The 13704-nt window shown below is 49.5% G+C and carries 14 protein-coding genes; 8 read left to right on the top strand and 6 right to left on the bottom strand.

What is annotated here, in order from left to right; translation table 11 throughout:
* Nucleotides 1–28 precede the first annotated feature (28 nt).
* A complete protein-coding gene (locus ACN0VA_RS17660; protein WP_417822433.1) occupies nucleotides 29–688 on the top strand; it encodes a HAMP domain-containing protein in 660 nt (219 codons plus the stop codon).
* Nucleotides 640–1470 carry a methyl-accepting chemotaxis protein gene (locus ACN0VA_RS17665; protein ID WP_417822434.1) on the top strand — a complete coding sequence of 277 codons (831 nt, stop codon included), beginning with the start codon at nucleotides 640–642 and terminating at the stop codon, nucleotides 1468–1470. The genes ACN0VA_RS17660 and ACN0VA_RS17665 overlap by 49 nt, the downstream gene beginning before the upstream one ends.
* A 67-nt stretch (nucleotides 1471–1537) precedes the next feature.
* On the opposite strand, the gene ACN0VA_RS17670 is transcribed toward ACN0VA_RS17665, so the two are convergent.
* From ACN0VA_RS17670 to ACN0VA_RS17695, 6 genes are all read right to left on the bottom strand, one after another.
* On the bottom strand, nucleotides 1538–2641 hold the full coding sequence (locus ACN0VA_RS17670) for an NAD(P)/FAD-dependent oxidoreductase (protein WP_417822435.1): 1104 nt from the start codon (nucleotides 2639–2641) through the stop codon (nucleotides 1538–1540).
* 3 nt (nucleotides 2642–2644) lie between these two features.
* Nucleotides 2645–3790, bottom strand: a complete 1146-nt coding sequence (locus tag ACN0VA_RS17675; protein ID WP_417822436.1) for an enolase C-terminal domain-like protein — start codon at nucleotides 3788–3790, stop codon at nucleotides 2645–2647.
* Between the two features lie 3 nt (nucleotides 3791–3793).
* A complete protein-coding gene (locus tag ACN0VA_RS17680) occupies nucleotides 3794–5194 on the bottom strand; it encodes an NAD(P)/FAD-dependent oxidoreductase (protein ID WP_417822437.1) in 1401 nt (466 codons plus the stop codon).
* A complete protein-coding gene (locus ACN0VA_RS17685; RefSeq protein ID WP_417822438.1) occupies nucleotides 5187–5492 on the bottom strand; it encodes a (2Fe-2S)-binding protein in 306 nt (101 codons plus the stop codon). The genes ACN0VA_RS17680 and ACN0VA_RS17685 overlap by 8 nt, the downstream gene beginning before the upstream one ends.
* Before the next feature lie 12 nt (nucleotides 5493–5504).
* A complete protein-coding gene (locus ACN0VA_RS17690) occupies nucleotides 5505–6623 on the bottom strand; it encodes an NAD(P)/FAD-dependent oxidoreductase (RefSeq protein WP_417822439.1) in 1119 nt (372 codons plus the stop codon).
* Between the two features lie 119 nt (nucleotides 6624–6742).
* The gene (locus ACN0VA_RS17695) at nucleotides 6743–7660 is read right to left on the bottom strand and encodes a LysR substrate-binding domain-containing protein (protein WP_417822440.1); all 918 of its coding nucleotides are present in this window, start codon (nucleotides 7658–7660) and stop codon (nucleotides 6743–6745) included.
* A 160-nt stretch (nucleotides 7661–7820) separates the two neighbouring features.
* On the opposite strand from ACN0VA_RS17695, the gene ACN0VA_RS17700 reads away from it, so the two are divergent.
* The 6 genes from ACN0VA_RS17700 to ACN0VA_RS17725 are packed head-to-tail and all read left to right on the top strand — an operon-like array spanning nucleotide 7821 to nucleotide 13510.
* Nucleotides 7821–9371, top strand: a complete 1551-nt coding sequence (locus ACN0VA_RS17700) for an ABC transporter substrate-binding protein (protein ID WP_417822441.1) — start codon at nucleotides 7821–7823, stop codon at nucleotides 9369–9371.
* A gap of 16 nt (nucleotides 9372–9387) precedes the next feature.
* Entirely contained in the window at nucleotides 9388–10335 is a 948-nt protein-coding gene (locus ACN0VA_RS17705) for an ABC transporter permease (RefSeq protein ID WP_417822442.1), read from the top strand.
* The gene (locus tag ACN0VA_RS17710; protein WP_417822443.1) at nucleotides 10328–11197 is read left to right on the top strand and encodes an ABC transporter permease; all 870 of its coding nucleotides are present in this window, start codon (nucleotides 10328–10330) and stop codon (nucleotides 11195–11197) included. The genes ACN0VA_RS17705 and ACN0VA_RS17710 overlap by 8 nt, the downstream gene beginning before the upstream one ends.
* Before the next feature lie 2 nt (nucleotides 11198–11199).
* Nucleotides 11200–12168: an ABC transporter ATP-binding protein gene (locus ACN0VA_RS17715; protein WP_417822444.1), complete on the top strand. Its 969-nt coding sequence runs from the start codon at nucleotides 11200–11202 to the stop codon at nucleotides 12166–12168.
* Nucleotides 12169–12180: 12 nt separating this feature from the next.
* On the top strand, nucleotides 12181–13158 hold the full coding sequence (locus tag ACN0VA_RS17720) for an ABC transporter ATP-binding protein (protein WP_417822445.1): 978 nt from the start codon (nucleotides 12181–12183) through the stop codon (nucleotides 13156–13158).
* Between the two features lie 10 nt (nucleotides 13159–13168).
* On the top strand, nucleotides 13169–13510 hold the full coding sequence (locus tag ACN0VA_RS17725; RefSeq protein WP_417822446.1) for a RidA family protein: 342 nt from the start codon (nucleotides 13169–13171) through the stop codon (nucleotides 13508–13510).
* The last annotated feature ends 194 nt before the right edge of the window (nucleotides 13511–13704 follow it).

A 13704-nucleotide genomic window follows, 5' to 3' on the forward strand; every position in this document is an offset into this window, starting at 1 on the left:
ATAGACGAGACCCTGTTGTTCATCTTCAATGGAGTCACGCGATAGGCTGAGTACGTCGCCTTCAATCGTTCCATATTCGGTGAAGGGGAAGCTATCGACTTCAGTACAGGTCCATTATGCCAAGCAGCTCTCGTCCTTCTCAAACACGTTTTATGGGGAACGGGGACTGATTGCGCTCCGACTGGCAGCTTTGCAGAACGAGCAAAAAACAGCGCAGCTTCTCCTTCAAAACCATCAGCTTTCTGAAGGGCTCTCCCAAATCGTCTCGGATGTGACGCGATCTTCGCGTCAGGCGGTTTCGGTTTCAGCTGCTGAGGCGACACAGATCGGCCAGGTGATGACACAGGTCACTTGGGGGGTGGTGATTGCCAGCGTGATCATTAGTCTTTTGTTGATCTTTTTGTTTGTAATTAGGCATTTAAATCGTCGTTTGAAACGATTGAGCCAGTCAATGGATGACCTTTCAAAAGGTAATCTGGATGTGAAGGTCGAAGATACTTCAAGCGATGCAATTGGTCGGATGGCCCGAAGTCTAGAGGTTTTCAGGCAAAGTGCCCTTCAAGTGGAAGCCTTGACGCGCGAAAAAGAAGAAAATGACCGCCGCTTGGAAACCGAGAAAAAAGCGAGCTTGATTAAAATATGTCCAATGATTTTGAAAATCAGGTCGGGCACATTCTGGAAGATGTGATGCGGGCCGGGCAGGGGGCTTGTACGGATGCGTCCTCCCTTATCAAGTTATCGGACTTGACACAAGCGCAGGCAAATCATGTCTCAACTGCTTCGGAGCAGGCAAAAACAGATGTCCAGATGGTGGCGAGTGCCAGTGAGGAATTGTCGGCCTCTATTCGTTCAATTGAACAAAATATGGATTTGTCCAAGGTCGTGTTTGAAAATGCATTGCAGGCCTCAGAAAAATCGACCCATCGCATTAAAAGTCTGGAAGAAGTGGGGGAACAGGTGGCTTCTGTCATCGGTTTGATTAGTGACATTGCGGAACAAACGAACTTGCTTGCCCTAAACGCGACGATTGAAGCACAGCGGGCGGGTGATCAGGGCAAAGGGTTTGGCGTGGTGGCGTTGGAAGTGAAGAAACTTGCTGAACAAACATCCACGGCGACGGAACAGATTACGGCGCAAATCAGCCAGATGAGAGAGGCTACCCACCAAGCCGTTCAGGCGATCGGGGAGAGTACCGAGCTACTGTCACAGATTAATCAGATCAATGAAAACACGGTTCACGCCATCCGGGAACAATCCTCCGCCACCGATGAAATCGCTTCTAGTGTGGTCAGTGCCTCGCGTGGGACGGAAAAAGTAAATGGGCATATTGTCGATGTTTTGTCAGCGGCACAAGACACCAACCAATCTGCCCTGAGGGTTGGAACCACCAGTAAAAACGTCGTCCACCAATCTGAAGCACTCCGCAAAGCCGTCAGCACTTTCCTTGGAAACCTAACTGGAAATACATAGTCGGTTGATGCAGGTGCTCCTCTCCTGTAATCCAAATATAGCGTATTAGCGACATTGTGTTTTGTTGTTAAAACCGACTTGCGTTGAGTTGGCTGATGTCGGTCCGGTTTTCTTCACCGCACAGGATGTTCGCCACGACCTCTCCGCAGGCAGGGCCGAGTTGGAAGCCGTGGGCACAGAAGCCGAAGCAGTGATAAAAATCATCAGGATGCGACAGGCTGGGGCCGATGATGGGTGCGCCGTCCGGTGTTTTGCCTTCCAGTCCACACCATGTGCGTACAATATTGACGTTTTTGATGTGGGGAAACAGGTCAAGGGCGGTATCTGCCAGACCTGCAAGCGTGGGGAGCGACGCAATGCCGCGGTTTTCAGCTTGTCGCACTTTCCCACGATACCCGCCACCAATGATCAAGGTGCCGTTGCGCATCTGTTTAAAGGACAGAACACGTCCACTTAAGCCCAAAACGGGCGTTAGAAAATAGGGGAGGCGCTGGGTCACCATGATCTGCGGCGCAATGGTTTCAAGGGGCAGGCTGTCACCGACCAAGGCAGCAAGTTCGGCCCCCCACGCCCCGGCACAGTTGATGACTATGCTGGCTTTAAAATCGTGATTTTGTGTTTGAATATGCCAAAGCCCATCCTTTTTTTCAAGGTGGCGGACTTCCTGATTTGAATGATAGGTGGCCCCGGCACGTTGGGCGGCTTCAAAGAAACCAATGGTCGATTGATAGGGGAGGGCAAACCCGTCGCCTTGACAGATAATCCCGCCCGCCAGCGTGCAATTGATATCTGGTAGACGGTTTTTGAGTTCGCGCGTTGAGATCATCTTTTCATGGTTATAGCCGAGGTCGCGTAGGGCGCGCACGTTGCTTTCGCAATCTGTAAGTTCTGCCTCATTCTCCGCAATGCGGATTTGATCGACGGCTTGAAAACCACCATCTGTGCCGATTAATTTTTTAAGATCATGCCAAAGCTCCGCACTACGCAGGGAGAGCGGGACTTCGCGCAGATCACGCCCTAAACGGCGCACGCCCCCGGCGTTGACGCCGGAGGAATGGCGAGAGGGGCTGTCTTTTTCCAGCACACAAACTCGCTTTCCCTTTTTGGCTAAATGGAAAGCGATGCTGTTGCCATGAATACCGGCACCAATAATGAGAAAATCATATTGCATGGCTTAGGTCTCTAGCATGAGGGTTTGTTGAGCGAGGCGACGGATTTTTTCTTCGTCCACTGCAATCCCTAGCCCCGGTTTATCGTTGGGCATAATGGTGCCATTGTGGATTTGGCTATGAAGGTCTGTAAAATCATCGGACATACGCAAGACCGACATATAGGCATGACCCAAACTTGTGTTGAGATGTGGGAGCGTTTGCCCCAGTTGCAGGCTGGCAGCTTGGGTGATGCCAAACTCCAGCATGGAGTTCATCAATACGGGCTTGTGGGCAGCAAACGCGATATCAGCGAGGCATTTTGTTTTTGTGATCCCACCGTTTTTGCTGACCTTCAGGCTGAAAAGATCGACACAATCGTTGCGAACCAGCTCGATCATTTCTTCCTTTCCGGACAAAGATTCATCGGCAGACACCATGAAAGAGGCGTTTTCTTTAACGGATTTCAGGTCATGGGTAAGGTGCTTTCTGACGGGTTGTTCCAGCAGGATCAACGGTGTTTGGTTCGCATATTGGGTAAACAGCAAACTGTCTTTTAAGGACCAGCCCTGATTGGCATCTACGACAAGGGCAAGATCGTCGCCAAAATGGTCATAGAGCGTTTCCAGGCGCGTGATTTCTTGCGCGATGGGGCTGTTACCCATTTTAAGCATGAAAGATTGAAAACCTTGGGCCTGTTTTTCTTCAATAAGGGGAAGGTCGTCTTGTGCCGTTCCATTCCCCAAGGGCCAGAGAAGGGGGATCTGATCATGGATACGACCACCTAAGAGCTGACTTGCGGGGATGTTCAGGCATTTACCGCAGAGATCGTAAAGGGCCATGTCCACAGCGCCTTTTGCCATATAGTTTAATGGTAAAAGAGCATCCATCAGTTCGTTATGGGCGCGGATGGTTTGGGGGAAGGACCCGATAAGTTTTGGTGCAAAATAATCCCGTATGGCACTGATGATACTTTGCGGTGTCTCTTCCGTAAAAGGTGTGTGCGGATCGGCCTCACCATAGCCGACGGTACCGTCTTCCAGTGTAACTTTAAGGGTGATGACGTCGGCGGTGGCTTTAATACCATAAAGGCGCGACAGCTTATAGGGCTTCGCCAGCGGTATTTGCAGGTGAAACAGTTCAAATGTAGCGATGGGGCTGAAGAGGGACATGGCCTAAGCGTCTTTTTGATCGAGAGTATTGAGGGAAGCGACTTCACTTAAGCGCAAGGGCTTGAGAGGCGGGCGAATACGGTAGTACCCAAGCTTATCTGGTGTGGTCTTTTGCGCATGGGCCAAAATTTCAACAACGCTGAGGCCACAGTATCGCCCTTGACACGGGCCCATGCCTGCGCGGGTGAAGGACTTAAGCTGGTTGGGACCGCTGCATCCGATATCTGCGGATCGTTTAATGTCTTTTACTGTGGTTTCTTCACAGCGACAAACAACCACATCCTCATCATCAGGGCGCAGCCATTTGGGCTTGAATAAGGTATTGATGAAGGGGCGAACGGCTTGTTCGGCTTTTAGCTTTTTGCGGATGGGGGCAGCCTGTTTCAACAAATCGCTTTCGGGTAGCTTTCCCATCAAAACGCTGATCTTCAAAGCACTGAGGGTGGCGCTATACTGGCTGCCCAAGGCACCGATGATCCCGGCGCCATCACCTGCGACAAAGATGTTTTGATTGCTGGATTGCCCCCAATCATCGGTGGTCGGGTGCCAGCATCGTAAAGACTCATCCCATTGATGATCCAGATTGAGTTGCCTTGAGATTTGGATATTGGGCACCACACCTTGATGCAAAAGCACAGTATCACAAGCCAGCGTATGGGATTTGCCGTCTTTGTGGTAAGTGATCTGTTCTAAGGCAGTATCACCGGACATTTCGATCTTTTCAACACCCGTAATGTGAGGGATACCCAGTTTTTTGAGGCTGAACTTGATCTCCATGCCTTTTTTCAGCAAGCTCCTGTTGCTTAAGGCGGGGAGGAGAGAGGGCAGCGCGTTAACATGGTCTTTGGTGGTCGTGCTATCCAGCAATGCCTTGATCTGACATCCCGCTTTTGCCAGTTGTTGGGCAACAAGCAACAGCAAGGGGCCGCATCCGGCAAGGACAACGTCACCGGAAGGGACAATACCATCACGTTTCATGGCGACTTGGGCGGCACCTGCGCCCATGACACCAGCAAGGGTCCAGCCTTTAACGGGGGTCGGACGCTCCAGTGCACCAGTGGCAACAACCACATAATCGGCTTTGATGAATTGGGCTTTGCCATCAAAGCTAAAATAGACCGTGCCGTCTTCATCAATTTGCCAGATGACACAGTGGGAGTGATGCGTGATCTGCGGGTGGTCCAAGTCTTTAATTAAGTCCGCCCCTTTAAAATAATCGCTGCCCAGCAGGTCTTTAAAATCAGCGGGCATGTGCTGGTTTGCTGTTAGGTTTCGGTAAATCTGCCCGCCTGCTTGGGGTTGTTCATCAATCAGGGTGACGCAAATGTCGTGCTGCGCCAGTGTGCGGGCGCAGGCCATGCCTGCGGCACCGGCGCCGATAACCACAACGGTTTGTTTACTCATGGTCCGAGCCTTGTTTTTCGTTGATATGTTGGGTTTTAATTTGCATGCCGTCGCGGACATAAGTTGCACAGCCCTGTACGTCCTGTAGGTCGTCGATGGTGAGCAAGCAGTCATAGCAAGTGCCCATCATGCAAAAGGGCAGACGCTTTTGCTGTTTAACGGGGGTGGTGCGAAACTCTTTTTTACCCTGACGCAGCAAGGCTGAGGCAACCGTCTCGTTTTGAAAGGCGGACAAGGGCGCTCCATTAAAATAAATGGTGACGGTTTGATTCGTATTTGGCCGAACGAGCTTGAACATATGGATTAATCCTTATTGGAACCGGTTATAGTGAAAACTGTCGAGTTCACGCGGTTTTTCGTTATTGTTTAAAATCCAGTTGGTAATCTGGTGGAAATGGTTGGGCGCCAGTGTCACCGCACTGTGGGAGATCAGAACATAGCTGTTGGGGTGGCTTTCTGACTCGCAATAGACGGGATAGCTGTCGGGCGTGAGGACGCGAAGCCCCGCCCAGGTACGCACAAGGTTGAGGGATTTAAAATCCGGGAAAGAGGCAATGGCACGTTCTGCTAATTTTTGGGACAGGCCGGCGACACTGGTGTCGTTGAACCCGAAATCGTTTTTGGTTGCCCCCAATATGATAGACCCTTCGGCATTTTGCTTGATGCCGCTTAAGGGGTAGGGGATGACTTGTTTTGTGCGTCCCAAAGCAAGGATTTGTCCATGTTCTGCGCGCAATTCCAGTGGGATGCCGACCTGACGGGCAAGGGGGACACTGTGGTTTCCGGCGGTGATAATCAGCTTGGGCGTCTGATAGACATCGCTTTGGGTTTTAACAGTGTAAATCTTGTTTTTTTCATCATAGGTGATCTTGAGGGCTTTTTGGTTGGCGTGGTACTGGCCACCATATTTGATCATCAGTTGATGCAGCGCTTTTAGGAGATAGAGCGGGTTTAGGTCGGCATCTTCTTCGCAATAACTTGCACCAAGGACACGGTCGCCGAGCTTGAAATCAGGGAAGAGAGCTTGAGTTTCTTTTCTGTTGAGAAAGGAAATGGTTGGCGTGTCATAGCCTTCCTGTTCGATTGTGCCGAGGTGTTTTTTTCGTTCTTGAACTTCTTTGTCCCCATGCAAAAGGACAAGGCCGCCTTTATGGCGCAAGTGAAGGTCGTAGCCCGTTTCTTCTTGTAAAAAATCATTGAAGTCTTTTTTCCAACGCATTGAGGCTTGAAGGGTCCAGGAGACATAATCGGGCATGCCGACCCCTTTACCTTGCACCCAGATCAAACCGAAGTTGGAGCGTGAGGCGCGAAAGGCGAGGTCGCCTTCATCAAGCATAATGACTTGCTTGTTTTTCATGGCGAGCGACGAGGCAACGGCACTGCCCATAAGGCCGCCGCCAACCACTAAAAAATCGCTAAGATTAGCCATCGTTCTAATTTTCCTTGAAACATCATGCCTGTATTAAAATGATGCCCAAGGATATGGAGAAGAAGGACTTAACGTCAAAGATAATTCAGTGATTTATATATAACTAAATATTATACAACTTAATGCGATATGATCTGATCAAAGTGTGCCATACGTTCGGCATGGACGGTTTGGTAAATATCCATGAAGTCCCGTGCATTGCGTGACATAATCCGGCTTTGGGGATAGACGATGGCGAAACCGATTTTAATATCGGGTTTGAATGGGCGGATATCGATTTTATCCATCCAGTCTTGCAGGTTATCAAAGAAGTAAAGGATGGATGCGCCTGTCCCTTTGGCAACGAGGGAGCAGACGGTTTCGATATTTCTGACTTCAATGCGCGATTTGTGATTGTTGACTTCTTGAAAAGATTTGTCGATCACGTGGCGAATTTCTGACCCCAAGGGAAAGGTGATCATATTTTCGTCTTCAAGGTCGCGTGCAGTGATATAGTCTTTATCAGACAGGCGATGACCTTTGGGCAGGATGCAATAGCACGGCATGTTGGTCAGGACTTTTTTACCCAAGGCCTTGTCCGGGCAAGGTAACGTAATAAAGCCAAGGTCGAAACCTTGATAGGTGAGCCATTCAAGGACGCGCTGTTTGGGGCGTGTTTCCCACAAAATATCGACTTTTGGATGGGCGCGCTTAAAGCGGGCGACGCTTTCACACAGGATATCCCCGCTCATGGATGGCATGGCGAGGATGCGTAAGACCCCGATATTGTTGTTGCTGAGGTAAGTCGCTGTCTGGCGGATCTGTTCTAGTCCGACAAAGGAACGTTCAACCTCGATCAACAGTTCTTCTGCTTCGGCGGTGGGAACCAGCCTGCCTTGTATGCGGTCAAACAGACGGAGCTTGGTTTCAGCCTCCAAGTCGGAAATCAGGCGGCTGACAGCAGGTTGGGAGATATTCATCATGTCAGCAGCGCCGCCGACTGTCTTAACTTCCATAAGAGCGTGAAAAGCTTCAACTTGGCGGATGGTAATTCTCACAACGAGCCTCTATCTAATAAGAATACAACTACGGGGATGGTATATAATATTTAGTTATATGTGAATATAAAAAACGTATTTGAGATTATGTTTTAGCTGTGTAACTTTTGTTTCATAAATAAATGCAACAGATACTAAATGAGCTTAAGCAGGAGATGTAATGAAGAAGTTTGTGACGAAGACGGTTTCTTCTTTAGCGGTGCTGGCTGCAATGACAGCCGCACAGGTCGAAGCGAAAGAAGTTAAAACCATCAATATGGCTTATGGTTCCGCCAATGCCGGTAGTCTGGACCCCCATTTTTCGACAAAAAGTCAGGATAAAAACATCTTCGGGATGATGTTTAATGGTCTGGTCCGCTTTAAGCCGGGCGACACCAACCCGGCAAATATTGAAGCCGATCTGTCGGAAAGCTGGACATCCAGCCCGGACGGTTTGGTCTGGACGTTCAAACTGCGCAAAGGGGTACAGTTCCACGCAGGTTTTGGCGAAATGACGGCTGAAGATGTGGTATACTCCCTGAACCGTGCCAAAGACCCGAAAACATCTGCTGTTGCCAGTGACTATAAGTCCTTTAAAGAAGTAAAGGCGCTGGACCCGTACACCGTTGAAATTACGCTGAATAACCCAGTGCCAAGCCTGTTGGGATTGGTTGCAAACTATCACGGCGGTAATGTGGTTTCTAAAAAAGCGGACATGGAAGGGGACTTTAAAACCCATCCGGTCGGCACTGGTCCGTTTGCCTTTGTTGAATTTAAAAGCAAGCAATATGTGAAGTTGGCAGCCCACAAAGACTATTTCCGGGGTGCGCCGCAGGTGGACGAAATCGTTTATAGTTACGTCCCTGTCAATACATCTCGTGAACTGGCCTTTAAAAAAGGCACACTGGATGCGTTCTCCGGCACACGTGAGGAACGCTGGGTGAACCGTATGTCGCGCAATAAAAATATCAATATTGCCGTGTTTTCGCCGGGGGAGCTGCGGACCCTTCACTTGAACACAAAGTCAGGTCCGTTGGCGGATGTGCGCGTGCGCCGTGCCATTGCTCATGCCATCGACCGGACAGCCATTACGCAAATTATCGGTAATTCAGTGACCCGTCCCAATACATCGGTTATTCCTGTTGGATATTTGGGACACACGCAGAAAGTCCCGCAATATGAACATGATCTGGATAAAGCGAAAGCCCTGTTAAGCGAAGCTGGCTATGCTGACGGTGTCACGCTAGAGATCATCATCACGAAAAACGAAGCTTTGCTGAAGCCCATGCAAATTGTGCAAGCGCAATTGGCAAAGGCGAATATCAACCTGGTGATGAATGTGGTTGAGCATCCGGCGTTTCACGCGCAAATCCGAAAAGACTTAAGCCCGATGGTCCTTTATGGGGCGGCCCGTTTTCCGGTTGCGGATACGTATTTGACACAGTTTTATGAGTCCAAAAGCACGGTTGGCGCCCCGACAGGCGTGACTAACTTCTCCCACTGTGATGTTGCGGACGATGAAATTCAAAAAGCGCGTGTTGAAACAGATCAGCAAAAGCAGCTGGACTATTGGAAGACCGCGCAAATTAAGATTTCTGAGAATGTCTGTTCCGTGCCGTTGTTTGAACAAATGCAGGTCTGGGGTATCTCCCAGGACATTGACTTCGGCTACGAATTTAATGGTTCTGTCAGCCTCGGCCCGATGTTCAACGAACTGACCACGAAGAAGTAGAAAGAGTTTCCCAAAGATGCTTGTCTTTACCTTAAAGCGCCTGCTGGCTTCCATACCAACGCTCTTTGCCGTCCTTACCGTTATTTTTGTCTTGGTAAGGATTGTACCCGGCGACCCGGCTTTGGCCGTGTTAGGGGACAGTGCAAGCGAAGAAGTCATTCAGGAATTTCGTAAATCCATTGGGATTGATAAGCCTCTTTGGGAACAATATCTGGTCTTTATGGGAGATGTCCTCCAAGGGGATTTGGGGACATCAATGGCGACCAGTAAAACGGTGGTCGAAGAGGTGTCCAACGTGTTGCCTTACACGCTAGAACTGACGGTTGCCTCAATTATTATCGGTGTGGTCTTTGGGATCCCGCTTGGTATTTTCTCCGCCATTTATCGAAATCACTTTTTTGATTATCTGGCGCGGATGATCTCCCTGTTGGGGCTGAGTTTTCCGGCCTTTTACATTTCCATTCTGTTTATGATTTACCTGTCGGTTGAATGGGATTGGTTCCCGGTCTTTAGTGAATATATTCCGTGGTCTGATCCGTTAACACGTCTATATCACCTCACGTTACCTGCCTTAAGTCTGGGGGTGATTATGATCGGCTATGTGGCGCGCACCAGTCGTTCGTCCATGCTGGAAGTGTTGGGCGAAGATTATATCCGAACTGCTAAATCCAAAGGATTGCCCCGCAATATGGTGGTTTTCAAACACGGATTTAGAAATGCTTTAATCCCGATCTTAACCCTGACCGGCCTGTACCTTGGCCTTCTGATGGGCAACTCCGTGTTAACTGAGATTGTGTTTAATCGCCCCGGTCTGGGAGGCTTGATCGTGGGATCGCTGGAAAGCCGGGATTACACCATGCTTCAGGGGTTGATCGTGACCTATGCCTTCTTCATCGTTTTGGCCAACCTGATTACTGATATTTCCTATGGTCTGGTAGATCCGCGAGTAAAAAACAATGATTAATACCCTTGCCCTAAATGTAAAAACCGCAACGGTTTCGACCTACCAGATCCTCAAAAGCAGCAAGCTTACCTGGATCGGGACCATCATCTTCGCGATTGTCACCTTGATGGCGATCTTTGCCCCGTACCTCACACCTTATGATCCTATTTCTCAAGACCCGTTGGCTGTGTTGCAGGAACCATCGGCTCTTCATTGGATGGGGACGGATAGTTATGGACGGGATGTCTGGACCCGAATGCTGTACGGTGCGCGCATTTCCCTGTTTATCAGTGTGGTTGCTGTTGTGGCGGCGATGATTATCGGGGGTGCCTTGGGAATTGTTGCCGGATATTATGGTGGACGTGTGGATATGATGATCATGCGTGTCATGGATATTATGTTGTCGTTCCCGACACTTATCATGGGGCTGATCGTGGTGGCGATGTTGGGCGCGTCCATGACCAATCTGGTGATCGCGATTGCGCTGACGGTTATCCCCAAGTTCGCCCGTGTCGCCCGTGCGCCCACCTTGTCTGTAAAAAAACGTGAAAATATTGAGGCTTGTTACGCCCTTGGGTATTCAGATATCCGCATTATGGTCTTTCATATTTTACCGAACGTCTTTGGCGAGGTGCTAGTAATCGGGTCTTTGTGGATTGCAACCGCCATTCGGATCGAAGCGTCCCTGAGCTTTATCGGTCTGGGGATCAAGCCGCCGACCCCGACTTGGGGCGGGATCATCCGCGAGGGGTTTAACAATTTCCTTGATGCCCCGTGGATTGCCACCTACGCCGGTTTGGCAGTGTTGGTTGTCGTCTTCTCTTTGAATTTGATCGGTGATGGTGTTCGTGATGCCGTCGACCCTAAGCTGCGAGGTGAATAAGAATGACTGAACCGGTCTTCTCCGTAAAAGATTTATCCATTTCGTTTAAGTTAAACGGTAAATGGTGTCAGGCGACGCAAAACGTCACTTTTGACCTGATGGAAAATGAAACGCTCTGTATTGTCGGTGAGTCAGGCTGTGGCAAATCCATTACGGCCATGAGCTGTCTGGGTCTGTTGCCAAAAAAGAAGAATATCCATATCGAAGGACAGGTGCTTTACAAAGGCGTCAACCTGCTGGAATTGACGGAAAAAGAACTGAATGACTATCGCGGCGATGATTTGTCCATGATCTTTCAGGAGCCGATGACCTCCCTTAACCCCGTTTTGACGGTGGGGGAGCAAATCACGGAAAGTTTGCTTGTTCATAAATCCATGACTAAAGCACAAGCGCGCGAAGTTGGGATTGAGCTGTTAAATAAGGTGAAAATCCCGGAAGCGGAAAAACGTTTCTCCCAATATCCGCACCAGTTCAGTGGGGGGATGCGTCAGCGGGTGATGATTGCGATTGCCTTGGCCTGTAAACCATCTGTTTTGTTTGCGGATGAACCGACAACGGCGCTGGATGTGACCATTCAGGCGCAGGTTCTACATCTGTTAAAGGAACTGCGCAGCGAAACCAAAATGTCCATGGTGATGATAACCCATGACATGGGCGTGGTGGCTGCTGTCGCGGATAAAGTGTTGGTTATGTACGGCGGTCAGGTGATTGAAAATAGTACCTGTAAGGACCTGTTTGACGCGCCGAACCATCCCTACACCAAAGCTTTGCTAAATGCGATTCCAAGGCCGGATCGTCATGTCGACCATTTGACCTCTATTCCCGGTCAGGTGCCAACCTTGACAGAGATGCCAAGCGGCTGTCGTTTTTCGACGCGCTGTGAGTTGGTCAACGATAAATGCGCCATGATCCCGGATATGAGCATGGTCACGGGGCAGCAGTCCCATCGTTATGGCTGTTGGAATGTGTAGGAGGCCCTGAGAATGCAGACACAAGATGAAATCATCCTTGATGTAAAAAAGATCAATAAAACATTTCACAGCAAAAAAGGTTTTATAAATCCCGAAATTTTGAAAGTGCGTGCGGTCAATGACGTCAGCTTTCAGGTTAAAAAAGGTGAAGTCTTTGGTATCGTCGGGGAGTCAGGTTGCGGCAAATCGACCATTGGCAAATGTATCATGGACCTGATTGCGATTGATGACGGGGAAATGACCTTTAAAGGCAAAGATCTACGTAACTTGTCTAAGGAAGATCGCGCGCAAGTAAAGCAGGATTTACAAATCATTTTTCAGGACCCCTATTCCTCCCTAAACCCGCGTAAACGCATCGGTCCGACCTTGATGGAACCGTTGCTGGTGTACAAAATCGCTAAAGATAAAGAGATGGCGGAAGAGATCGTTCAAGGTATCTTCAAGGAAGTCGGTTTACCTGAACAAGCGTTTTGGAAGTTCCCGCATGAATTTAGCGGCGGGCAGCGCCAACGGATCGCGATTGCACGTTCCCTGATCCTTAATCCCGATCTGATTGTTGCGGATGAGGCGGTCTCTGCCCTTGATGTATCGATTCAGGCGCAAATTCTGTTGTTGCTTAAAAACCTGAAACAACAACGTGACCTGAGTTACATCTTTATCTCTCATGATATGGGGGTGATCCGGTATTTTTGTGATCGTGTGGCGGTGGCCTATCTGGGGCAGATCGTCGAAATCCAGTCTGTGCCGGAAATTTTTGAACATCCCGCCCATCCCTATACCAAAACGTTGAAGGAAGCCTCGCCGGTACCATCATACGATCCCGACAGGACTTTCAATGTGTTGGAAGGCGAGCTCCCATCGCCGTCCAACCTTCCCAGCGGCTGCTATTTTCATGGTCGCTGTCCCAAAGCAACTGAACACTGTACCAAGGTGATGCCGGAACTGACACCCTACAAAGACGGTATGGTCCGGTGTCACCACCCAGAATAAAGGATAAAAAATGATCGAACGTTTCCACACAACCGAACGCCGCAGCAAAATCGTTAAACATAACGGTGTTGCTTACCTTTGTGGGCAAGTCGGTGAGGGTGAGACTATCACCGAACAAACTGAAGAATGTATCCGTCGCATTGAAGCGTTGTTGGAAGAAGCAGGGTCTTCACCGGATCGCATCTTGCAAGCGGTGATCTGGCTGTCGGATATGAAGCATTTTCAGGGCATGAACGCGGTGTGGGATGCATGGGTCCCAGAAGGGCACGCCCCAGCCAGAGCCTGTGGGGAGGCCAAGCTGGCCCGTGAAGCTTTAATGGTTGAAATCATCATTACGGCTGCTTGTGATTAAGGCTCTAAAGCGCTTTCCAAGTCTCTTAAAAGGCCTCGCTTTGGCGGGGCCTTTTTTTGTGAGCGAAGATTAGGAGGAGTGGAGTTGTGAAGCTTGATAGAGTGGCAAGAAGGAAGAGTGTCCGTCGCCATATAATTTGGGACATGTGAGTGCTTAAAATAACAGAGGGTTTTGGCTCATCATGTTGGTTGATT

The sequence above is a fragment of the Terasakiella sp. genome (genome assembly GCF_048267425.1).
In the GTDB taxonomy this organism is placed as follows: Bacteria; Pseudomonadota; Alphaproteobacteria; order Rhodospirillales; family Terasakiellaceae; genus Terasakiella.

Coding starts and splice junctions, on each gene's coding strand:
- ACN0VA_RS17685 (WP_417822438.1), bottom strand. CDS start 5,492: ATGTTCAAGCTCGTTCGGCCAAATACGAATCAAACCGTCACCATTTAT.
- ACN0VA_RS17675 (WP_417822436.1), bottom strand. CDS start 3,790: ATGTCCCTCTTCAGCCCCATCGCTACATTTGAACTGTTTCACCTGCAA.
- ACN0VA_RS17700 (WP_417822441.1), top strand. CDS start 7,821: ATGAAGAAGTTTGTGACGAAGACGGTTTCTTCTTTAGCGGTGCTGGCT.
- ACN0VA_RS17720 (WP_417822445.1), top strand. CDS start 12,181: ATGCAGACACAAGATGAAATCATCCTTGATGTAAAAAAGATCAATAAA.
- ACN0VA_RS17680 (WP_417822437.1), bottom strand. CDS start 5,194: ATGAGTAAACAAACCGTTGTGGTTATCGGCGCCGGTGCCGCAGGCATG.
- ACN0VA_RS17705 (WP_417822442.1), top strand. CDS start 9,388: ATGCTTGTCTTTACCTTAAAGCGCCTGCTGGCTTCCATACCAACGCTC.
- ACN0VA_RS17715 (WP_417822444.1), top strand. CDS start 11,200: ATGACTGAACCGGTCTTCTCCGTAAAAGATTTATCCATTTCGTTTAAG.
- ACN0VA_RS17665 (WP_417822434.1), top strand. CDS start 640: ATGTCCAATGATTTTGAAAATCAGGTCGGGCACATTCTGGAAGATGTG.
- ACN0VA_RS17690 (WP_417822439.1), bottom strand. CDS start 6,623: ATGGCTAATCTTAGCGATTTTTTAGTGGTTGGCGGCGGCCTTATGGGC.
- ACN0VA_RS17670 (WP_417822435.1), bottom strand. CDS start 2,641: ATGCAATATGATTTTCTCATTATTGGTGCCGGTATTCATGGCAACAGC.
- ACN0VA_RS17710 (WP_417822443.1), top strand. CDS start 10,328: ATGATTAATACCCTTGCCCTAAATGTAAAAACCGCAACGGTTTCGACC.
- ACN0VA_RS17660 (WP_417822433.1), top strand. CDS start 29: ATGGAGTCACGCGATAGGCTGAGTACGTCGCCTTCAATCGTTCCATAT.
- ACN0VA_RS17725 (WP_417822446.1), top strand. CDS start 13,169: ATGATCGAACGTTTCCACACAACCGAACGCCGCAGCAAAATCGTTAAA.